Raw genomic sequence first — 21376 nt, 5'->3', positions numbered from 1 at the left:
CAATGATATAATTTTAACTAGTTTTTGGAGTAGTAGAAATGTCAACAGATCAGTATTGTAAGGGTTTACTTACGCTAGATTTATACCGTTGATAAGAAGTATATATTTATTTTGATAAATAAGAAACAATGGGGGAGACAATATGAAATATGTAATTGGGGTCGATTTAGGTACAAGTGCAGTAAAAGTGATATTAATGGATCAGCAAGGAACAATCGCACAAGAAGTTTCAAAATCCTATCCTTTGATTCATGAAAAGTCAGGTTACAGTGAGCAGGAGCCCGAGCAATGGGTTGAAAAAACAAGAGAAGGACTTGCCGAACTTGTTCAAAACTTCAAAGGTAATGTGGCCGATATTGAAGGGATTAGTTTTTCAGGACAAATGCATGGACTAGTTCTTCTTGATAACAACAATCAAGTTTTAAGAAATGCTATCCTTTGGAATGATGTAAGAACAACTGATCAATGTCAAAGAATTTATGAGGTTGTCGGTACTGAGCGCTTACTAGACATAACAAAAAATCCGGCATTGGAAGGTTTTACACTACCTAAAATTTTATGGGTTAAAGAGCATGAACCTCAAATTTTTGAAAAAGCAGCTTTATTTATGCTACCGAAGGATTATCTTCGTTTTCGTATGACTGGAAAGGTACATAGTGAATATTCAGATGCGGCAGGCACATTATTGTTAAATGTCGGAGAGAAGACATGGAGTCAAGATATTTGTGATTTATTCGAACTGAATATTGATTTTTGTCCTCCATTGGTTGAATCACATGAATGTGTGGGTCAAATTACAGAGGAATATGCCCGACAAACCGGTCTTTCAACAGAAACAAAGGTATTTGCAGGTGGTGCTGATAATGCATGTGGAGCAATTGGTTCCGGTATTTTATCGGAAGGTAATACCCTTTGTAGTGTAGGTACATCAGGTGTTGTACTATCATACGAAGAACGTAATGATCGTGACTTTTCAGGAAAAGTTCATTATTTTAATCATGGAAAAGAAAATGCCTTCTATACCATGGGGGTTACACTCGCAGCTGGATATAGTTTAAGCTGGTTTAAGGATGTATTTGCTGAGAATGAATCATTTGAAGCATTGTTAGACGGGATTGGAGATGTACCAGTCGGATCAAATGGTTTGCTGTTTACTCCATACTTGGTAGGTGAAAGAACTCCTCATGCCGATCCTACGATACGGGCCAGCTTTATTGGAATGGAAGGATCACATAAGAAAAAGGATTTTGCTCGTGCTGTTATAGAGGGAATTACATTTTCACTTAATGAGTCAATAAATATTTTCCGTGAAAGTGGAAAAGAAATAGGAAGTGTAATTTCAATAGGCGGGGGAGCAAAAAATGATACATGGCTGCAAATTCAAGCAGATGTTTTCAACGCTAAAATTATCAAGTTAAAAAGTGAGCAAGGACCGGGTATAGGTGCTGCCATTCTTGCGGCATATGGAGCAGGTTGGGCTGAATCATTACAAGGAATTGCTGATATCTTCATTCAGCCTGAGAAAACATATGAACCAATTCCAGAGAATGTGGAAAAATATAAAGAACTTTTTACTCTATATAAAGAAGTTTACAACCAGACAAAATCACTAAATGAAGGGCTGAAAGCCTTTAGAAAGTAAAACATAAGGATCAGGAGCTCATGGTAGAGGGGAGACCTGATCCTTTTTCTTTAATTAATTTGAATCGTATCAGAAGAAAAAATAGTGACAATAAGCTGTCCACCAATTACCTTGGAACGGACAAGTAAAGGTTGATTATATTCGTTCTTAAATGTGAAATCAGGGCCATACCAACTAACAGTCGCGTCCCGGTTTGGAGGTACGTATGGAACTTTCCGACTATGAGAGTATCGCTCGAGAATCTTGACACCTGCTTTATCTACTGCATTAAAAAGGGTTGATGATACTTGACAAATTCCCCCGCCAATCCCTTCGGATAATTCTCCTCTAACTATTACTGGAGCTGGTAAGTATCCTTTTTCGACTGTTCTTTTACCTACTACTGCATTAAACGAGAAAATCTCTCCGGGAAAGATAACATAATTATTTATAGCATCTGACGCTAATTTAATATTATGAGTTCGTTCTCCATTTCTGCTATTAAAAAAAGTGATATATTGACCAACCATCTTTTCCTTAATAGAAGAAAGGAGCTCACCATCTACCTTAGGATAAAGTGTTTCTGTTGGTAATTCAATTGTTGCAGGACCTTCGGAAAAATAGCGTGTATAAAATGTTTTCTTCCACAATTCACGATTTAATTTCAGCCCCGTTTTTTCACTAATTAGTCGTCCATGATGATCTAGAGACGCGTTTACTGGTTCTCTGAATACGTTGGATTCTAATGAATCAGTTAACTCAATAAATTTAGATTCATCAATAAAATCATAATGAAAAGGAGAAAGAGCAACTTCAGAACGATGCAATGATTTGATTTCTTTTCCTTCATAAGTGATCGACAGATTATCTGATACTTCTACAGGTTGTGCGATCAGCATGAATAGTGCAAGTAACATATACAAATAAATTCAACCTCCGATTTCTTCCCGGATCTAGGATTTCGGTATTTTTTCCAAGAAAGGATCAACTATAACCTTCCATGAAGAAAACGGGGAAATTCTCACTAAGGTAAAGGTTTGTTTCACTTTCACTGGACCTATAGTCTTTAAGTAAATTTTCATATCAGCAGAGACTTTTTCGGATAGAGAGAGTGGAGCATCTTGGCTTGTCTCTTTTACTGTCCATTGCATTCCTTCTATATCATTTAAAAATACAAATGATTGATTTAGATTTCTATGATTGGATAAGACCATTTTCTTACTTAATTCTTTATCATTGTTTTTAACAGTTAACAGAAATACTTCTAATGATTGTTCAGGTGTCAGTGTTGTGATATATTCATCAAATTTCCCTGCAGCCTTTAAGATCATAATGTGATGTGACAAATCCAGTTTACCTGTTCGATGTGTTTTACTTTCTGAAAAGTGGATGCAAAAATGCCCGGGAAAACCATTTTGGAGTGCTCCAGCTCCATGTGGCATTCCATGCATTGAAGCAGGAATAAGACGGTCTTTGACTTGAATAAGAACCGCACGTCGCCGCCAGCTCCAATTGCCGTTATAAATTGCTTTCATAATAACAGTATCTTCTTTTGTTAAAGGTTGTACATCGGCGTGACCGCTTCCAGCTCTTCTTTGAACATCAAATTTCTTTCCAGTATCCACATCAATTACTGTGAACGTAGATTGACGGGGTATTACTTTCTTCACTTCTTCCCAATTAGGTAGTTCAGGTTCAAAGCTAATGGGATGAACAGATGCCTTATCCCCTGTTATTCCATATGTATGTTTATAAGTTAGGGATAAAAGAAATAAGCAGATAACTAAGGTTTTTTTCAATTTCCTTCAACTCCATTGCAAGCATTCATTACGGTTATTTTGTGTAAAATTTCGTAAATCATCGCAATTTAAAGAAGGAAAAATATAGAAACTTTTTACATTTTGTAGATCATATTCATTTGAAAACACAAAAGACCTCTACTTTCTGGTACAATTGCATAGACATAGTTTTCATCATGATTTTTTCCAAATAGGAGAATGCATTATGCTAAATAAAATAAATCGACAGCTTGAAAAGTGGATGCCTATCATTACACCAATCAGTGTAGTAACAGGTGTGTTACTGGCAGATAAGCTGTTAGCTTTAACATTTCTCATTCCATGGTTATTTGCCTTTATGACGTTATCAGGCAGTCTCGGGTCAAATTTTTCATCACTTAAAGGAGTCATTAAAAAACCCCTGCCATTATTTGTGATTATTTTGTTATTGCATTTAATTATGCCTTTAATTGCTTGGTTAGTCGGCCAAAGTTTTTATCCGAATGATCATTTAACAATTACCGGTTTTGTCTTAGCTTCTGTCATTCCAACAGGAATTACAAGCTTTATATGGGTAACAATTTATAAAGGGAATATTGGACTTGCTTTATCCATTATTTTATTTGATACCATGCTGTCACCTTTTTTAGTGCCATTTACACTATCTCTTTTTGTTGGTCAAAATGTACAAATTAATGTCATGGATATTATGTATGGATTATTCTTTATGGTTGTTATTCCTTCGCTTCTAGGTATGTTGACAAATCATCTTACGAAAGGGAAAAGTGTAAAGGCTGGCAAAACATTAGCACCGTTTTCAAAGCTTGCTCTTGCCACTGTCGTTATGATTAACGGAGCTGTTATCTCTCCTTATATAAAAGAATTTAGTGTTAAATTAATGTTAATCGCGTTAACGGTGTTTTTTCTGGCATGCTTAGGGTATGTTATTGCATGGGGATTAGGAATTTTCCTTAAAAGAGACAGGGAGACACAGGTTGTGATGTTGTTTACAGGCGGTATGCGCAACATTAGTGCCGGTGCAGTCATTGCTGTTCAGTATTTTCCGGCAGCTGTTGCGGTACCCGTTGTACTGGGGATGTTATTCCAACAAATATTAGCCTCCTTATTTGGTTTTTTGTTTCACATATTAGATCAAAAACAAGCTGTAAAAGATCATTTTTCAGCTACTCCATAACAATATAACATTGCCAAAAAGGAAAGATTATGTTAAAAATAATGAGAATCAACTAATTTTATATCAATAGATTCACCACTAGGGGAGCTGTTAAAGCTGAGAGAGGCAAAAGCCTTGACCCTTATTACCTGATCTAGATAATACTAGCGGAGGGAAGAGGTGTTTGAGTACATATTTGGTAGATTTATAGACTTGATGCTATAGGTTTTACCATTATTTTATGCCATTCAAACCACTTCTCGAGTAGAAGTGGTTTTTTATCGTCTAGGAAATTATAAAATTCTTGAACTGTTGATAAGTGCGCGACATCCAGCTCCAGCGCCTAGCCCTCTAGGGTCTAGCCACAAAGGAATTGAAGACAAAGAACGTCTTCTATTCCTTTGCGTCTTATTTGCCCGAGGCTGATCAAGGCGCTTGCGCTTTTGTTCTTTGGAAAAAGGGAGGAGAGGTAGCATGACAAAATCGATTACACAATTAGTTGAAAGTGTTCATGACCGTAAAGACGAGTTGGTTTCTTTCGTTCAAAAGCTAATTGAATTTAAAACCCCGGCACCGCCGGCTCGAAATACAGAGGAAGCACAGCTGTTCATTGCGGATTTTTTAAAGCAAAAAGGTTTTTCTATTGATATGTGGGATGTATATCCAAATGATCCAAACGTTGTTGGTATTAAGAAAGGCACTCAGTCTGCTTCTTATAAAAGCTTAATTATTAATGGACATATTGATGTAGCAGAGGTGCATGAAGATGAGCAATGGGAAACGAACCCCTTTATTCCAATTGTAAAAGATGGGGTGATTGTTGGTCGCGGTGCGGCAGACATGAAAGGTGGATTGGCTGGAGCATTGTTTGCTATTCAATTATTACATGAGCAAGGTATTGAACTTCCCGGTGATCTGATTTTTCAATCTGTCATTGGAGAAGAAGTAGGAGAGGCTGGGACTTTAGAATGTTGCAATAGAGGATATACAGCTGATTTCGCTGTTGTTGTTGATACAAGTGATTTACATATTCAAGGTCAAGGTGGAGTTATTACTGGATGGATTACAGTCAAAAGCTCACAAACTTATCATGATGCAACAAGACGTCAAATGATCCATGCAGGTGGAAATCTTTTTGGAGCAAGTGCAATTGAAAAAATGACAAAGATTATTCAAGGACTTCAGGAGCTTGAACGTCATTGGGCTGTGACAAAAAGCTATCCTGGTTTTTTACCTGGCACAAATACGATTAATCCGGCAGTAATTGAAGGTGGACGAAATGCTGCGTTTATAGCTGATGAATGTCGTTTATGGATCACGGTTCACTATTATCCGAACGAATCACATCAAAAGATTATTCAGGAAATTGAAGAGCATATTCTGCATGTTGCAAAGTCTGATCCGTGGCTTAGAGATCATCCACCACACTTTGTATGGGGTGGCAAATCAATGATTGTTGATTATGGAGAGATTTTTCCCTCATTAGAAGTAGATCCAGCCCATCCTGCTGTAAAGCTATTAGTTTCCACACATGAGTCAGTCTTACAAAAATCAGCAAATGTAGATGTTTCTCCAACTGTAACAGATGGGGGATGGTTGGCAGAGGCAGGAATCCCGACAGTTATATATGGACCGGGAAAATTGCATCATGCCCATTCTGTAAACGAACAATTGTCTATAGATGAATTAGTTAAATTCACAAAATCGATTTTAATGTTTATTTATGAGTGGAGTCATACAGATAAAAAAGAGAAGGAGAATGTCTTAAATGAAATTTAGTCAAAGACTTTATGATAAAGTGAAGCCTATCTGGGAACAAAATCATGCTCATCCTTTTGTTCAAGGAATGGGAGATGGAACACTTTCAAAAGAAAAGTTCCGATTTTATATGATTCAGGATTATTTGTACTTAATTGAATATGCGAAGGTATTTGCATTAGGTGCAGTTAAAGCAACAGATGTGAAGACAATGGCACGCTTTGCTGAATTGTTGCATTCTACATTAAGTGAAGAGATGGAACTTCATAGACAATATGCGAAAAAATTCGGGATCACAACTCAAGAACTAGAAGAAGCAAAACCTTCTCCAACAACTCTTGCCTATACGCATTATATGTTACATGTAAGTCAAAACGGAACACTTGCTGAGTTAGTTGCTGCTTTGCTTCCATGCATGTGGAGCTATTGGGAGATAGGCAAGGATTTGGCAAAAAAGAAGGACGCGTGTGACCATGAATTCTACGGTGAATGGATTACAATGTATGCATCAGCTGAGTTTGGTCAGCTTGCCACTTGGTGCATTGATTTAATGGATGAGCATGCAAAAGGGAAACCAGAAGCCGAGTTACGTAAATTAGAAGAAATCTTTCTGAATACTACTCGCTTTGAATATATGTTTTGGGATATGGCTTATCATGAAGAGATGTGGCCAAATAATGGCTAATAAAATACTCCAATTTAATAATATTAGTTTTCATTACGAAAAAGATGCCTTACAAAAGCCGATTCTTAAAAACCTGAATTTGGAACTATATGAGGGAGAATTTATCAGTTTTCTTGGGCCAAGCGGATCTGGAAAAAGTACATTATTTAAATTAATCACAGGATTGGAACAACCAAGTGAAGGTGAGATTTTCCTGCGGAATCAGCTTGTTATCAATAGACTGGGACAGGTAGGATACATGCCTCAACAAGACTTACTCTTACCTTGGCGGACAATTGTAGAAAATGCAGCACTCCCACTTGAGATTAAAGGCTTGAAAAAGCGGGAGGCATATAAAAAAGTGATCATGCTATTAGATGAGTTTGGTCTTAAAGGAGTGGAAAATCATTTTCCAAGTGATTTATCAGGGGGAATGAGGCAACGTGTATCCTTTTTAAGAACAATATTAAGCGGCTCTAACATTCTATTACTTGATGAGCCTTTCAGTGCATTAGATGCGATTACAAAATTATCATTACAGGAATGGTTATTAGCTCAATGGCAAAAGCGGAACGAAACGATTTTGTTTATTACTCATGATGTGAATGAGGCATTATTTTTATCAGATCGTATTTTTGTGTTTTCTGAATCACCTACAACGAAATTAAAAGAAATAAAGATTCCGTTACTTCGACCAAGAAATATAAAAGACTTGAATCACCCAGAGATTCTCCAATTAAAAGATGAACTATTGGATGAGTTGCGAACGAGGCAGAAACTATGAAATTGATACATAAATATGGTGCATCATTTTGTCTAATCATCCTGCTATTAGTCATCTGGGAAATAGGTGCAGAATTGCTGGATATGGGTTTTATCCTTCCTACTCCAACAGATGTAATTGTGAAAATTTGGGACCTAAAAGAACCATTATTTTTAGAGCATTTACCTGCTACCTTTCTAATTATCATCGTAGGGTTAAGTTTATCGATTTTCTTTGGGGTAGGTATGGCAATTTGGATGAGTGTAAGTAGTACGGTTGAAAAAACGTTATATCCTTTGATTATTTCATCTCAAACCATACCAATTATTGCACTTGCCCCGATATTTGTTCTTTGGTTTGGTTACTCGATTTGGAGTAAAGTTGTTGTGACTATTCTTATTACGTTTTTTCCTATAACGGTAAATACATATGATGGACTTAAAGCAACAAGCAAGGAATATAAAGAAATGCTATTGACAATGGGAGCGAGTAAAAAAGATATTTTCTTTAAGCTTCAGATTCCCGGGTGTGTGCCGTATTTTTTATCAGGGTTAAAGGTTGCTGTTACATTAAGTGTTATAGGTGCTGCTATTGGTGAATGGATTGGAGCTCAAGCGGGTTTAGGCTATTTTAGTAGAAGAATGATGACTCAATTTGATGGAGCTGGTGTTTTTGCTCCAATTGTCATTCTATCATTAGTAGGAATTGGATTATTCCTTATCGTAACATTAATAGAAAAAAATATGCTTAAATGGAGGAAAACAGATTGAAAAAAGCTTTCGTATGGTTCATAGGTTTATGTTTAGTTATTTTATCAGCATGTTCTAACACAACTAGTACAACTGATACAGGTGGAGAAGCAGGGAAAGAAGAATTAAAGGATGTTAGTATTATGCTTGATTGGTATCCGAATGCTGTTCATAGCTTTTTATACATTGCAAAAGAAAAGGGTTACTTTGAAGAAGAAGGACTGAATGTAGATATTCAATTCCCGGCAAATCCTACAGACCCTATTAATTTAGCTGCTGCAGGAAAAATCACTTTAGGAATTTCCTATCAACCAGATGTGATCATTGCTCGAGCAAATCAAGATGTTAAGATAAAATCAATAGGTGCAATCGTTCGATCACCTTTAAATCGTGTCATTTTTTTGGAGGATAGCAAGATACAATCTCCGAAGGATTTAGAAGGGAAAACTGTGGGATTTCCGGGAATCCCTCTAAATGAATCTCTAATAAATTCAATGGTAAAAGCAGATGGAGGAAACCCTGAAAAAGTTGAAATGATTGATGTCGGATTTGAGCTGGGCTCTTCTATTGTCAGTAAGAAAGTAGATGCGGTCATTGGTGCATATATTAATCATGAGGTACCAGTGCTGGCTCATGAGGGTCATGAAACTCGTAACATCAATCCCACCGAGTATGGAGTGCCAAACTACTATGAGCTCGTAGCGGTAACAAGTGATCAAACATGGGAAAAAGAGCAGGAATCAATCGAGGCTTTTTGGAGAGCTGCAACGAAAGGATATGAATTTACTGCAGAAAATCCAGATGAAGCCTTACAGATATTATTAAAAAACCAAGATGATTCGAACTTTCCGCTGGTAAAAGATGTTGAAGTTCAGAGCTTAGATATCTTATTGCCTCTGATGAAATCAGAAGAAGGATTTGGTAGTCAGGATCAACAACAATGGGAAGAGACAATTAAATGGTTGAAGGATGCAGGATTAATCGAAAAAGAACCTATTGTAGAGGATATCTTTGTGAATATCGCAGGTGAGGAATAGAAGGACTTGGTGGGATTTGAACCCACAAAATGTACAACAAGTTAACGGTGTAACTGTTGACCGCTCTACACATTGAGCTACAAGTCCTAGTGATAGTGTGTACATTTAAGCTCATTTTATACAAGTGAATAGTGTGATCAAAATTAACATAGCAAATCAAAAACGGTTGTTCAATTTGAACAACCGTTTTTGATTCATTGTTTATAATTTTAACTCAATCTTCGCCGTTTCACGAAGCTCCTCTACTTTTGCTGCAAGTTTTTCTTGTGTTTTCTGACCTTCAAGGTTAGTTTTTAATGTATCCTTAACATCTTCGTACTTTGGAGTTTCTGCTGATTCTTCACCAGAACTTGTCATTTTGTCATAATATTCTTTTACTTCTTTATCAGACACTTCTTCTACCTTTAAGTCATTCTTGACATATTGATCATATTTTACTGTGTCTGCAATTTGAGACTTAAGTTCATCTAAAGTAAGGTTATTTGCCTTTAATGCTTCATTAAAGGCATCATCATTTTCATAATTAGCCTTTAAGGTATCCAACTGTTTATTAATATCTTCTTCTTTCGCTTCGTAGCCCTTTTTTTCAATTTCCTGCATAATAAGAGTTTGTCCTACAAGGCTTTCAAGTGTATAGTCTTTCAATTGTGTTGCTAGTTCTTCAGTTGTCGGGTCTTGTCCCATACTAGTAAATTGCATTTGTGACATACTTAAAGCGTCGTTGTATTCATTACCTTTAATTTCTTTGCCGTTTACAATCGCAACAACTGTATCTTCTTCTACCTTTTGTGCATCAAGCTTTTTTTGCATCTCCTCAGGATCAACAGCTGCTTCTTCTTCTCCGGTAGCTTTTTCTTCTGTTTCCTTTTCCTTTTCTTTTGCTTTATCTTCATCATTGTTGCAAGCAGCAAGTGATAAAGAAAGTATTCCAACAAATAGTGCTAGTAAAATTTTTTTCAACTTGAAAAACTCCTTTCAATCCTACGAAACATTCAAGACATAGGTACATACTAGGAATTGTATAATAGTTAACGAAAAAATGAAAGGTTTTCAAATTATTTAATAGAAGATAGTAGTTTTTAAGTGGTTAAAGTTATCGGAGTAAGAACCCAAATTGGTTTAATTAATGAAAAAATAAGAAAAAACAAGTCCTGATTAAAAACTTCTTAAAAAGTACAAAACAATGTATCCAAACAACCCGGCAACTAGACAATTGTATGAAAATTTAAAAAACCAAATCTTGATATAAGGGGATGAGAAGCCTTAGAGACGTCTGAGACGCTTTTAAAAGAATATACGGATAAATGGTAACGCTTACACTAACTAATTGGAAGAAATACTCACAACATTACTTGAACACCTTGATTATGAAAATCATCGTGTTAGTATTAAAACGTGAGCAAAAATACGAACAAAAATACGAACGAAATTGGAGAGATGAGATGCTACACGATAAAACAGTTGCGTTTATAGGCGCAGGTTCTATGGCAGAGGCAATGATATCGGGATTTGTAAAATCAGAAAAATTTCCAACACATCAGATTGTTGCCACAAACCGCTCAAATGTAGAACGATTAGCTGCTTTAGAAGCTATTTATGGTATTAACAGTTGTAAATTAGAAGACTTACAGTTTGACCAAATAGATGTCATTATTCTGGCAATGAAGCCAAAAGATGTTGAGCAGGCATTAAGTGGAATCAAGCAACATATCAAATCAAACCAACTCATATTATCAGTACTAGCTGGAATTACAACAACATATCTTGAACAAAACCTTCATATTGGCCAGCAGGTAGTCCGAGTCATGCCGAACACATCAAGTGCTATCGGTGAATCAGCTACTGCCATATCCCCAGGTCATGAAACATCAGAAAACAATGTCATTTTAACTAAAACATTATTAGAATGCATCGGTGAAGTCTACACAATCGATGAAATGGATATGGATGTCTTTACAGGTCTTGCAGGAAGCGGACCCGCATATTTTTACTATTTAATGGAGCATATGGAGCAGCAAGGTGCAAAGGCTGGATTTGATGTGGAGACAACGAGGAAAATCATTGCTCAAACTATTAAAGGTGCTGCAAATATGGTTCAAGCACAAGGTGAAACACCAACCATCTTAAGAGAAAAGGTAACTTCACCAAACGGTACGACAGCAGCAGGTCTAAAAGCACTTGATGAGAATGGCGGAGGCAAGGCAATTGCCAAAGCTGTTGAGCATGCTGCAATACGTTCAAAAGAAATAAGTGAGCAAATCCAAGAAAGTCTTTTAGTCAATTCTAAATAATAGATTAAATATAGAGATAAAAAAGATTCAGGAGTGATATAATGGCGACCCTTGAAAATGAGAAAAAACGGGTTGTAATAAAGGTTGGAAGCAGTTCCTTAACAAGTCGACACGGTGAAATTAGTCGACGGAAACTAGAGAAATTAGCAGATGAAATTGCATTATTAAAAGATGAAGGACATGAAATAGTTTTTGTATCATCTGGAGCTGTAGCAGCTGGCTACCGAAAATTAGGGTGTATTAATCGTCCGACATCTTTACCTGAAAAACAGGCAGCAGCTTCTATTGGTCAAGGTTTATTAATTGAAGCGTACTCGGAAATATTCTTGTCACACGGATATGTGGCTTCTCAAATATTAATAACCCGCAGTGATTTTTCAGATGAAACCCGCTATAACAATGTAAGAAATACGTTAAATGTACTGCTGGAAAGAGGGATTATCCCAATTGTTAACGAAAATGATACAGTGACAGTCGATCGATTGAAATTTGGCGACAATGATACATTGTCTGCAAAAGTAGCTGGTTTAATTGAATCAGATCAACTAATTATTCTTTCTGATATCGAAGGATTATATGATTCGGATCCACGTAAAAACGAGCAAGCAAAATTACTTGAAAAGGTATATGAAATTACCCCTGAAATCGAAGAGGGGGCTGGTGATTCCGGTAGTAATGTTGGTACAGGTGGAATGAGATCAAAAATCGATGCAGTCAAAATAGCAATGGCATCAGGTATTTCTACCTTTCTTGGGAAAGCAAGCATTGCTAATATTCTTACTGAAGCAGTCCGAGGCGATGCGAAGGGCACATATTTTGAAGTCACAAATGAGACTGTTAACTTAAATAGAAAGAAACAATGGATTGCCTTCCATTCTGGTCCGGAAGGAGAAGTTGTCATTAATCAAAATGTCAAAATGTCCATTGCTGATCATAAACATAGTATTTATTCATCAGATATTGAGCAAGTAAACGGTCAATTTGAAAAAGGTGCAGTCATTCGAATCCTGGATCATGAGGGTGAGAGAGTTGGCCTAGGGGTTGTTAATTATTCGACAGAGGAATTAGAAAACATGAAGAGCATAACAGATGGGGATATTCAAAGGCAAGAAGTTGTTCATTTTGATGATTTAGTCTGTGAGCTTGAATTATCATTACCTGTAGGAGTTTAAAAGGAGGAATTGGATGTCTGTCATTGAAAAACATACATCAGTTGAAGCACAAGCAATAGCAGCGAAAAAAGCAGCAAAAAAAATAAGCTTATTATCGACAGAAGAAAAAAATGAAGCATTGCATATTATAGCTGATACCCTGGAGAAAAATACGCGGCGCATTCTTCATGCAAATGAGCGTGATCTACAATTAGGGAAAGAAAAAGGCTATGATGCAGCTTACATGGATCGTCTTGCTTTATCAAAGGAGAGGATCTTTGATTTTGCAGAGGGATTACGACAAGTAGCAAAACTTGAGGATCCGACAGGAAAGATATTATCAAATTGGACTTTAGATAATGGATTATTGGTTGAAAAGGTGACAGTGCCTTTAGGTGTTATAGGTATGATTTATGAAGCACGTCCAAATGTGACAGTTGATGCAACAGGACTCGCACTTAAATCAGGAAATGCCATTCTATTAAAAGGCGGATCTTCTGCTTTATCATCAAACAAAGCAATTGTAGAGGTTATGCATGAAGCATTAAACACAACAAAAATCCCAAAAGATGCAGTTCAATTTATTGCGAGTACGGATCGTGAAGCAACACAACAGTTGTTTACAATGAAGGAACATATTGATGTGTTAATTCCACGTGGTGGCGGCTCTCTCATCAATGCCGTTGTAAACAATGCGACTGTTCCTGTCCTTGAAACAGGCGTTGGAAACTGTCATTTATATATTGATGTAGAAGCAGAAGTTGAGAAAGCATTAAATATTCTTGTTAATGCAAAAACAGACCGACCAGCTGTATGTAACGCATTAGAAACAGCTATTATTCATAAAGAGTGGCTTGATAAAAACAAAGAACAATTAATTAACACATTGAATGAAGAGGGTATTACAGTTCATGGTGATGAAACAGCATTATCCTATTTTCCGGATGCTATGCTAGCCAATGAAGAAGATTGGGCTAATGAGTATTTAAGCTTGGATCTTGCGATAAAAACAGTAGAGAGTGTGGAAGAAGCGATAGATCATATTGAAAGATATGGTACGAAGCATTCAGAAGCAATCGTAACTGAAAATAGAGATACTGCTAAAATCTTTATGAATTTAGTGGACGCATCCGCTCTGTACCATAATGCCTCGACTCGTTTTACGGATGGTGGTGCACTTGGATTTGGTGCAGAAATTGGAATTTCTACACAAAAGTTACATGCACGTGGTCCAATGGGATTACCTGCGTTAACGACAGTAAAATTTCTTATGTCAGGAAATGGTCAAACCAGATAATAAATGATCAGGACTTACCCGTTTACGGTGGGTCCTGCTTTTTTTATCTAAGAATTTCTATAAAATACATAATTTTATAAAGGTGGTGAAAACTTATAACACATATAAAAAAAGCAGGTGTACGTAATGGAGAAAAAAACAAACATTCAATTAACGGCTGCTGAAATGTCGGTGTTATGGACTCAATATATAAATGATACAGCCTCTGTATGTGTTGTGAGTCATTTTTTACAAAAAGTAGAAGATGAAGAGGTTCGTCCTGTTTTGGAATTCACACTCGATGGTTCGAAAAAAAATCTTGCTTTTCTAAGAGAATTATTTCAAAAAGAGAAGTTCCCAATACCGCTTGGTTTTACAAAAGAGGATGTTAATAAGGATGCTCCTCGTTTATTTTCTGATACTTTTTCACTTATATATTTGAGAAATATGTCCATATTAGGGATGGCAGCGGCAAGTGGGGCAATTGGATTTTCAACTAGATCTGATGTTGTATCGTTTTTTAAGAGTGTACTTAAAACAGCTGTTGGACTACAAGATTTAACAAGGGATATAATGTTAAAGCAAGGGACATATATAAGACCTCCATATATCTCTGTACCTGATAAAGTTGATTTTGTGGGGAAACAACATTTCTTAGCAGGATTTATGGGGGATAAAAGGCCATTAACAGCACATGAAATTACAATGCTATTTAATAATATTCAAACAAATGCAATCGGGAAAACGTTAATTATGGGGTTTGCACAAACTGCTAAAAGGAAAGAAGTGAAAGAGTATTTTTTAAGAGGTAAGCGAATTGCTCAAAAACATATAGATCTTTTTAGTGATATCTTAAAGAAAGAGGATTTGCCTGCCCCAATGACGTGGGATACAGCACTTACAGATTCGACGGTTCCTGTATTTTCTGATAAGATTATGATGTTTCATATTTCAGCCATGATTGCAGCAGGAATTGGAAATTATGGTGCCTCTATGTCAGGCAGTCCTAGGAGAGATCTTGCTCTAAGGTATGCCTCTTTAGTACCTGAAATTGCCCTTTACGCAGAAGATGGCGCAAATATTATGATTAATCATAGCTGGCTTGAAGAGCCTCCACAAACAGATGATCGTGATCAAATAATTAAAAAAGAATAATTTAATGATAAAAAGCGACTGAAAAAAATATCAGCTGCTTTTATTTTATTGTTATAACATGAATAATAATGATAATTATTTTCAATACTATAAAAGAAAGAGACAACCCCTAATCGGTCGCCTCTTCTAATAGCATTACATGTCAGAAGGTTCAAATGTTTTACAGTCTGTGTCACTGCTTGTGGAAGCGTTCTTTTCTTTATGATTCACTACATAAATTTGAGTTGCACCACATTTGTTCTCGTTGTTAATGTTATGGACGCAGCTACTAACTTCACATAATACGTCTTGTGCCATATTAAAACACCTCCTTCATTGTTAGGATAAGCAAACTAATGCTTTCTTATTCAATGATTAGAGGTGTTTTAATATTATCTGCTTATATTTTCAGAAAATTAATATTACTTAAAGAACTGGTCAACTTTTGTAAAATGATAATTAGGAATTGTCCCTATTCCTATATGGATGATTGTTAGTTAATAACAATCGAAAACATTAAACCCAGGTAGGTAGCAATGATAAAGGCGATACCAAAGCTTAAAGCAAACATAGGTGAAATTTTTTTGAAAAAACTAACAATCATCATCATGATAAATAACACAGCAATTATTAGTAGAACAATCGATTGTAAACCTATATTAAGTTGCACGTTAAATGGTGCTTGAATATTTAGCCCTAATATAGGCTCAACCCAATTTGCAGGGCCCTCCTGTAAAAATGTTGCATTCACTTGATGCGGAGGAGGTAGTGTCCCTAATACTCCTGTAATAAAAAAAACAATCATAAGGATAAATGTTTCTGCTTGTATCCATTTAATTGGATTGAAATTCTCATCATGCTTTGTTTTTCGAGATAAAAATCCGTTTATTAATCCAAAGACAAGGATAGGAATAATACTTATATGCTTAAGTAAAAGCATCTGTCCATATGTCAGAACCCATGAGTTTGTATAATCGCGTGGTTCAACCACAAAAAGCATGAGGCTGATCCCAGATATCGTTAAAATGACAATCAATACGATCGATAAAGGTGTAAACCATCGAAGAAATGCATGCAAATTATTTATCTCTTTTGCTAACCAACCAACATGAAGAAGTATACCAAACCATATGGTGATCGTTAAAAAATGGATGGAATGTGAAAGTAAGCCTGGTAAAGCATCAAGTGTTGAAGCATGACTTGCATAACCAACTGAAATAATCATGACAAGGATAAAAAATGCCTGCAAATACTTTGGACCTTCTACATAAATTGTCATCCATAATAAAACCGCGAAAAAGCTTCCGTAGAGCCAGGCAATGCCAACTTGAAACTCAGTTAATATAGAATAGGCAGTTAAACTAAATAACCCATCCTCAGAAAAGAAAGTAATTACCTGAACAACAGGTAAAAAAGTTAACACAATAATACCTAATACACTTAATAATAGACTCTGTTTTGTTACTTGAATAACAGGTTTGCTAAATTGAGGTATAAATTGTAAGAAGATATACCCGACTATATAAGAAAAGAGCATATATGTAGCATACTCTGTAATTGGAATTAGTTGATTCATACTTTACCTCTTTTTGCGAAAAATAACCCATATTCCACCAATTAATAAGACAATCAGGACAATGACCGAAACTGTTGCAAATGTTGAAGTATTCGAATCTTCGTTTGAGCTTGTCCCGTTATATTGGGGTTCTTCAAGAATATCTTCATCACTTTGTTCTGTTGATTCCTCGGGTTCTGGTGCTTCACTCTCTGTATCTTCTGTGTCTTCAGTTTCAGTTTTTTTTGTCTCAGGAATTTCCACAGTAAATGGGATATCTCCTGTCATTGCATGTCCGTCCTTTGCGGCTATTTTCCATGTTAAGACGTAGTTTCCATTTTTTAATGGTGCAGTAACTGTACCAATAATCTCTTTTTCATTAACTGTAACGGAATCTAAAGGAATTTCTGTATCATTTTGCTTTAAGTTAAGTGTACTTTGTTTTTCAATTTCACCGGCAAATTCAACTTTCATGCTTGATAATTCTTCTGTAATTACTTGACCTTCCGCAGGGGTGGAATTTGATACTGTTGTATGGGCAGAGACCATGAATGGAAGCATCCATAGAAAGCTAATAAGAAATACTATTTTTTTCATCAAATCATCCTTTACATATAAGAAATAGGCTTGTTAGAAAAGTGTTTTACGTGAACTATCGGCTTTTAACACTTTTATACTATACAGTTTAACATTGAATTCCTTCTTTATTCATAAACGATTTCTAACAAATTAGCAAACAAAATGTGTTGATCCTTAATGCTCATTGAAATAAAAAAATTTTTTATAGGAACTGTGCATCCGCCCTTACAGACAAGTACCTATATACATAGTGTATTAGTACAACGAAAGGGAGGTGTTGTAAATGAGTGGTGCAACTCCAGGTTATGGCTACGGTGGTGGCTTTGCTTTGATCGTTGTGTTATTCATCCTGCTAATTATTGTGGGCTCTGCTTACGTTGTATATTAGTTTGCTGCTGATTTCAATTATTATATAAAGGAGGAATTTTTATGTACGGATATGGTTATGGTCATGGTCAATGTGGTTACGGATATGGTGGAGGATATGGATATGGTAGAGGATTCGCGTTAATCGTTGTATTGTTCATTCTATTGATTATCGTTGGTGCTGCTTGGTTATAAGATGAACCAAGTGAAGAGGACCTGATTTCTCAGGTCCTTTTTCTGCTTTACTATTTATGATGTTTTTTTCTCGTCTTCTTGTATAGCGATTAGTGATTTTCGATTAATCCAGTAATGGAAACTATCTTTTGGGAAAACACCTCTTCTTTTTGAGTTATTCATTTGGATAACAATACTTTTATCAGAGATTTCAACAATTTTAAGCTTATCTGAATTACTGATATTCGGCAGGAAGTTTCCGCTTAATTTAAATTCCATATTATGATGTAAATCCATGACGATATCTCCTTTTACATTAAATTAAACTATTTATAATGTTTCCCTTAACTAGAAAAATTATCCGGTACTTTAAATTCATGGGGGAAAAGTGAAATAGCAGGAAGGAATATAATAATAACAATTGAATAATTTGTTTCTTTACCAATCTGCGTTACAATATAATTCAACATGATGAAAAAGGAGATATGTTCATGAAAGAAACACTTCAATTAATAAAGAAATTAGTGAAAATTCCAAGTCCTTCAGGAAATACCGAAAAAGTAATTTCATTTGTGGAATCGTATCTTAAAGACTTTCAGGTGAAAATGAAAAGAAATCATAAAGGTGGGTTAATTGTTACAATACCGGGAAAAAATGATAGCCTGCACCGGATGCTTACTGCACATGTCGATACATTGGGTGCAATCGTAAAAGATATTAAATCCAATGGACGATTAATGATTGATCTCATCGGAGGGTTTAATTATAACTCGATTGAAGGTGAATATTGTCAGATTGAAACATCAAATGGTCAAGTTTATACTGGAACGATCTTAATGCATCAAACATCTGTCCATGTTTATAAAGAAGCAGGGAAGTTGGAGAGAAATCAGAAAAATATGGAAGTCAGGATTGATGAACGTGTACATAATGCACAGGATGTCCGAGAATTAGGTATAGAAGTTGGAGATTTTATTTCATTTGACCCACGAGTCGAAATCACAACAAGTGGTTTTATTAAATCCCGTCACTTGGATGATAAAGCAAGTGTTGCTTTATTATTAGACTTAATCAAGAAAATATCGCTTGAATCGATCGAACTACCATATACGACCCATTTTCTTATTTCAAATAATGAGGAAATTGGTTATGGAGGTAATTCAAATATACCTATTGAAACAATCGAGTATTTGGCAGTAGATATGGGAGCAATAGGGGACGGGCAAGCAACAGACGAATATACGGTATCAATTTGTGCAAAGGACTCAAGCGGGCCGTACCATTATGGGTTAAGAAAAAAATTAGTAGAACTTGCGAAAAAGCATAATATTGAATACAAAGTAGATATCTATCCATACTATGGTTCAGATGCTTCAGCAGCTATCCGCTCAGGCCATGACCTTGTACACGGATTAATTGGACCTGGTATTGATGCTTCACATGCTTTTGAAAGAACTCACACTACTTCATTAGAACATACAGCCAAACTACTTTATTGCTATGTTTTATCAGAAATGAATATTTAACACATTTATATCTTTGAGGTTAATTTATAGGTAAGAAATGTGGCTCCTAAAAGTAAAGCTGATAGTAAGATAACAAAGCCTAATCCGATTTCTTCTATTAAAGTAAAAAGATAGATTATTAAAACAATATCTGTGATTACTGAACCGATAAGAAGTCCTTTTGGGGATCTCATACATCATTAGCTCCTTTGAAAAAAGTTAGACTATTACAATATAGCAGATTTAACAGGAAAAAATAAAAACAGAGTCAGACTCTGTTTTTATTTTATATAGGCTATAATTCCTTCATTATCATCTAAAAGCAGTTCAATTGCAGCAGAGAATGGATCAATATTCATTTCATTTTCGAGCCAGAATCTTAAAGCTTCAATGATATTTGCTGTAATTAATACCTGCTTGCGGTCGTTCACATAAGCTTCAGCAGAAAAACCATAATCATCATCAAACATTAATTCGATTTCAACCTCTTGAGGGCTAATTTGTCTTTTATGGGCAATGTGTAAACATAACGCATTTACAATATCTTGCTCGGAAATCTTTATTTGCCCCATGCAGTTTCTTCCTTATCTTTACGTTTCTTCATAAAATAAGTGAAAATCTTACGAATAATCATGATAACCGCCATAATTGCGAACACATTAATTAATAAGCCGATAATAGAACCTAATACTCCAAGATTCGATAATAATCCGCCAAGTAATAGACCTGCTAGTCCACCTAAAAATAAGCCTTTCATGATTCCACCAGTTTTAGGTTTTGTTGTTGTGCTTTTTGTTGTTGAAGATTTTTGTTGAGAATCTTCCTTTTTAAATAAGGAAGGACTGTTAGAATTTGTGTTTGAATTAAACGACTTTTTTCCTGATTTGTAGCCTTTTGCTTGGACTGTTGAAACTTGGTCTCCTAACATAAATCCGCCAACAGGGGTAAGAAGTAAAGTGAGTGCTAACATTGCCGAAAATAATTTTTTAAACATGTTGTTGATTTCCTCCTAGTAGGTTATAGCATCACTATTTAATGTGATACATGTAATACGATTATAATATAAGAAGGTTTCATTATTGAAAATGTTTTTATAAGAATTAACATAAAGATTCATTGAATTTAGTTTAATTTATACAAAAATAGATCATTTTAATTCAGGTGCAGACGTAAACTGATTCAAAATGATCCATTCCTATTATTATAGATTTGATATCCATATGATTTCGCCTGACTTGTCTTTGTCATTTACTTTAACGTAAAAATCATTTTTTTCATAAAAATGAACAAGTCGATCAACATGGTCCCAGTCTCTTTCAGCGATATCACCGGTAATCTTTGGTATGTTTTGTTCAATAGCCAGCTCTTTTAAATAATCCATACAGATTGTACCGTAGCCTTTATTTGCAGGTCCTTTAATGTCACCGATATGAATTGTACTTTCATCAGCATATGTTGCCTGAATTGAAAAGTCCCAACTACCTTTATAAGATGTTTCACAATCACATAACATAATTTTACATGATTGATCGTCTTCTGGTGTGTAAACAATCACAAGCTTTTCATTATTTGCTTGGTCAACACCTAAAACTTTACTTTTTTTCGCAATCTCTTTTAAATTATCTTGCATGCGAAATACCTGAAACTCCAGATCCTCTAATTCTTCCTTTAATACGTCAGGATTTTTAGAATGATGATCGGCTTCAAGTAGTTTATACATCTCCTCCACTCCTCTCATTTATCTGATTTCACGATTTTATTAGACTAGATAATAAGTGCTAATAACAAACAGTGTAATATT

25 protein-coding genes, 1 tRNA gene and 1 riboswitch are annotated in these 21376 nt (G+C 35.5%); of the genes, 14 read left to right on the top strand and 12 right to left on the bottom strand.

The features are described from left to right. The first annotated feature begins 142 nt into the window (after positions 1–142). Positions 143–1642, top strand: coding sequence for a xylulokinase (gene xylB / locus BK577_RS20435; protein WP_078434650.1), 1500 nt, complete (start codon positions 143–145; stop codon positions 1640–1642). 50 nt (positions 1643–1692) lie between these two features. Here xylB and BK577_RS20430 read toward each other — a convergent pair whose 3' ends face one another. Continuing rightward, entirely contained in the window at positions 1693–2538 is an 846-nt protein-coding gene (locus BK577_RS20430) for a VanW family protein (protein ID WP_078435336.1), read from the bottom strand. A 36-nt stretch (positions 2539–2574) separates the two neighbouring features. Beyond that, on the bottom strand, positions 2575–3420 hold the full coding sequence (locus BK577_RS20425; protein WP_078434649.1) for a hypothetical protein: 846 nt from the start codon (positions 3418–3420) through the stop codon (positions 2575–2577). Positions 3421–3625: 205 nt separating this feature from the next. Here BK577_RS20425 and BK577_RS20420 point away from each other — a divergent pair, with 205 nt between their 5' ends. From BK577_RS20420 to BK577_RS20395, 6 genes are all read left to right on the top strand, one after another. Then, positions 3626–4594, top strand: a complete 969-nt coding sequence (locus tag BK577_RS20420) for a bile acid:sodium symporter family protein (protein WP_078434648.1) — start codon at positions 3626–3628, stop codon at positions 4592–4594. Positions 4595–4664: 70 nt separating this feature from the next. Further along, positions 4665–4766, top strand: a riboswitch (TPP riboswitch). 281 nt (positions 4767–5047) lie between these two features. Then, entirely contained in the window at positions 5048–6352 is a 1305-nt protein-coding gene (locus BK577_RS20415; RefSeq protein ID WP_078434647.1) for an acetylornithine deacetylase, read from the top strand. After that, a complete protein-coding gene (tenA, locus tag BK577_RS20410) occupies positions 6342–7016 on the top strand; it encodes a thiaminase II (RefSeq protein WP_078434646.1) in 675 nt (224 codons plus the stop codon). Before BK577_RS20415 ends, tenA begins: the two co-directional genes overlap by 11 nt. Further along, a complete protein-coding gene (locus tag BK577_RS20405; RefSeq protein ID WP_078434645.1) occupies positions 7009–7779 on the top strand; it encodes an ABC transporter ATP-binding protein in 771 nt (256 codons plus the stop codon). Before tenA ends, BK577_RS20405 begins: the two co-directional genes overlap by 8 nt. Continuing rightward, entirely contained in the window at positions 7776–8528 is a 753-nt protein-coding gene (locus tag BK577_RS20400; protein WP_078434644.1) for an ABC transporter permease, read from the top strand. Before BK577_RS20405 ends, BK577_RS20400 begins: the two co-directional genes overlap by 4 nt. Further along, a complete protein-coding gene (locus tag BK577_RS20395; RefSeq protein WP_180321230.1) occupies positions 8510–9544 on the top strand; it encodes an ABC transporter substrate-binding protein in 1035 nt (344 codons plus the stop codon). Before BK577_RS20400 ends, BK577_RS20395 begins: the two co-directional genes overlap by 19 nt. Before the next feature lies 1 nt (position 9545). Here BK577_RS20395 and BK577_RS20390 read toward each other — a convergent pair. Together BK577_RS20390 and BK577_RS20385 are read right to left on the bottom strand one after the other, a co-directional pair. Continuing rightward, positions 9546–9631: transfer RNA gene (locus BK577_RS20390), tRNA-OTHER, on the bottom strand. Between the two features lie 114 nt (positions 9632–9745). Then, positions 9746–10504: a SurA N-terminal domain-containing protein gene (locus BK577_RS20385; protein WP_078434642.1), complete on the bottom strand. Its 759-nt coding sequence runs from the start codon at positions 10502–10504 to the stop codon at positions 9746–9748. Between the two features lie 482 nt (positions 10505–10986). Between BK577_RS20385 and proC the strand changes: the two genes are divergently transcribed. From proC to BK577_RS20365, 4 genes are all read left to right on the top strand, one after another. Beyond that, complete coding sequence (gene proC, locus BK577_RS20380) at positions 10987–11835, top strand: pyrroline-5-carboxylate reductase (RefSeq protein ID WP_078434641.1); 849 nt, start codon at positions 10987–10989, stop codon at positions 11833–11835. Between the two features lie 41 nt (positions 11836–11876). After that, entirely contained in the window at positions 11877–13007 is a 1131-nt protein-coding gene (proB, locus tag BK577_RS20375; protein WP_078434640.1) for a glutamate 5-kinase, read from the top strand. 13 nt (positions 13008–13020) lie between these two features. Further along, on the top strand, positions 13021–14283 hold the full coding sequence (locus BK577_RS20370; RefSeq protein WP_078434639.1) for a glutamate-5-semialdehyde dehydrogenase: 1263 nt from the start codon (positions 13021–13023) through the stop codon (positions 14281–14283). A 126-nt stretch (positions 14284–14409) separates the two neighbouring features. Further along, on the top strand, positions 14410–15417 hold the full coding sequence (locus BK577_RS20365) for a DUF3231 family protein (RefSeq protein WP_078434638.1): 1008 nt from the start codon (positions 14410–14412) through the stop codon (positions 15415–15417). 135 nt (positions 15418–15552) lie between these two features. Here the strand turns inward: BK577_RS20365 and BK577_RS20360 are convergent, their stop codons facing one another. The 3 genes from BK577_RS20360 to BK577_RS20350 all read right to left on the bottom strand — a co-directional run bounded on the left by BK577_RS20360 (position 15553) and on the right by BK577_RS20350 (position 17548). Beyond that, positions 15553–15714, bottom strand: coding sequence for a DUF1540 domain-containing protein (locus BK577_RS20360; RefSeq protein ID WP_078434637.1), 162 nt, complete (start codon positions 15712–15714; stop codon positions 15553–15555). Between the two features lie 175 nt (positions 15715–15889). After that, complete coding sequence (locus BK577_RS20355; protein ID WP_078434636.1) at positions 15890–16972, bottom strand: copper resistance D family protein; 1083 nt, start codon at positions 16970–16972, stop codon at positions 15890–15892. A gap of 3 nt (positions 16973–16975) precedes the next feature. Further along, positions 16976–17548, bottom strand: coding sequence for a copper resistance CopC family protein (locus tag BK577_RS20350; protein ID WP_078434635.1), 573 nt, complete (start codon positions 17546–17548; stop codon positions 16976–16978). A 265-nt stretch (positions 17549–17813) separates the two neighbouring features. On the opposite strand from BK577_RS20350, the gene BK577_RS20345 reads away from it, so the two are divergent. Together BK577_RS20345 and BK577_RS20340 are read left to right on the top strand one after the other, a co-directional pair. Continuing rightward, on the top strand, positions 17814–17918 hold the full coding sequence (locus tag BK577_RS20345) for a YjcZ family sporulation protein (protein WP_078434634.1): 105 nt from the start codon (positions 17814–17816) through the stop codon (positions 17916–17918). 41 nt (positions 17919–17959) lie between these two features. Continuing rightward, positions 17960–18091: a YjcZ family sporulation protein gene (locus BK577_RS20340; RefSeq protein ID WP_078434633.1), complete on the top strand. Its 132-nt coding sequence runs from the start codon at positions 17960–17962 to the stop codon at positions 18089–18091. A gap of 54 nt (positions 18092–18145) precedes the next feature. On the opposite strand, the gene BK577_RS20335 is transcribed toward BK577_RS20340, so the two are convergent. After that, on the bottom strand, positions 18146–18367 hold the full coding sequence (locus BK577_RS20335) for a hypothetical protein (RefSeq protein ID WP_026559995.1): 222 nt from the start codon (positions 18365–18367) through the stop codon (positions 18146–18148). A 188-nt stretch (positions 18368–18555) separates the two neighbouring features. On the opposite strand from BK577_RS20335, the gene BK577_RS20330 reads away from it, so the two are divergent. Further along, positions 18556–19596, top strand: coding sequence for a M42 family metallopeptidase (locus BK577_RS20330; protein ID WP_245823547.1), 1041 nt, complete (start codon positions 18556–18558; stop codon positions 19594–19596). 5 nt (positions 19597–19601) lie between these two features. Here the strand turns inward: BK577_RS20330 and BK577_RS26165 are convergent, their stop codons facing one another. The 4 genes from BK577_RS26165 to BK577_RS20315 all read right to left on the bottom strand — a co-directional run bounded on the left by BK577_RS26165 (position 19602) and on the right by BK577_RS20315 (position 21295). Continuing rightward, on the bottom strand, positions 19602–19769 hold the full coding sequence (locus BK577_RS26165; RefSeq protein ID WP_169908417.1) for a hypothetical protein: 168 nt from the start codon (positions 19767–19769) through the stop codon (positions 19602–19604). 87 nt (positions 19770–19856) lie between these two features. Next, complete coding sequence (locus BK577_RS20325) at positions 19857–20147, bottom strand: YxcD family protein (RefSeq protein WP_078434631.1); 291 nt, start codon at positions 20145–20147, stop codon at positions 19857–19859. Further along, positions 20135–20569 (bottom strand): hypothetical protein, encoded by a 435-nt coding sequence (locus BK577_RS20320; protein WP_078434630.1) that lies wholly within the window; start codon positions 20567–20569, stop codon positions 20135–20137. Before BK577_RS20320 ends, BK577_RS20325 begins: the two co-directional genes overlap by 13 nt. 207 nt (positions 20570–20776) lie before the next feature. After that, on the bottom strand, positions 20777–21295 hold the full coding sequence (locus BK577_RS20315; protein ID WP_078434629.1) for a hypothetical protein: 519 nt from the start codon (positions 21293–21295) through the stop codon (positions 20777–20779). Positions 21296–21376 lie beyond the last annotated feature (81 nt).

This window comes from Metabacillus halosaccharovorans, assembly GCF_002019635.1.
Classification (GTDB): domain Bacteria; phylum Bacillota; class Bacilli; order Bacillales; family Bacillaceae; genus Metabacillus; species Metabacillus halosaccharovorans.
This window is presented reverse-complemented; position numbering and strand designations above follow the sequence as displayed.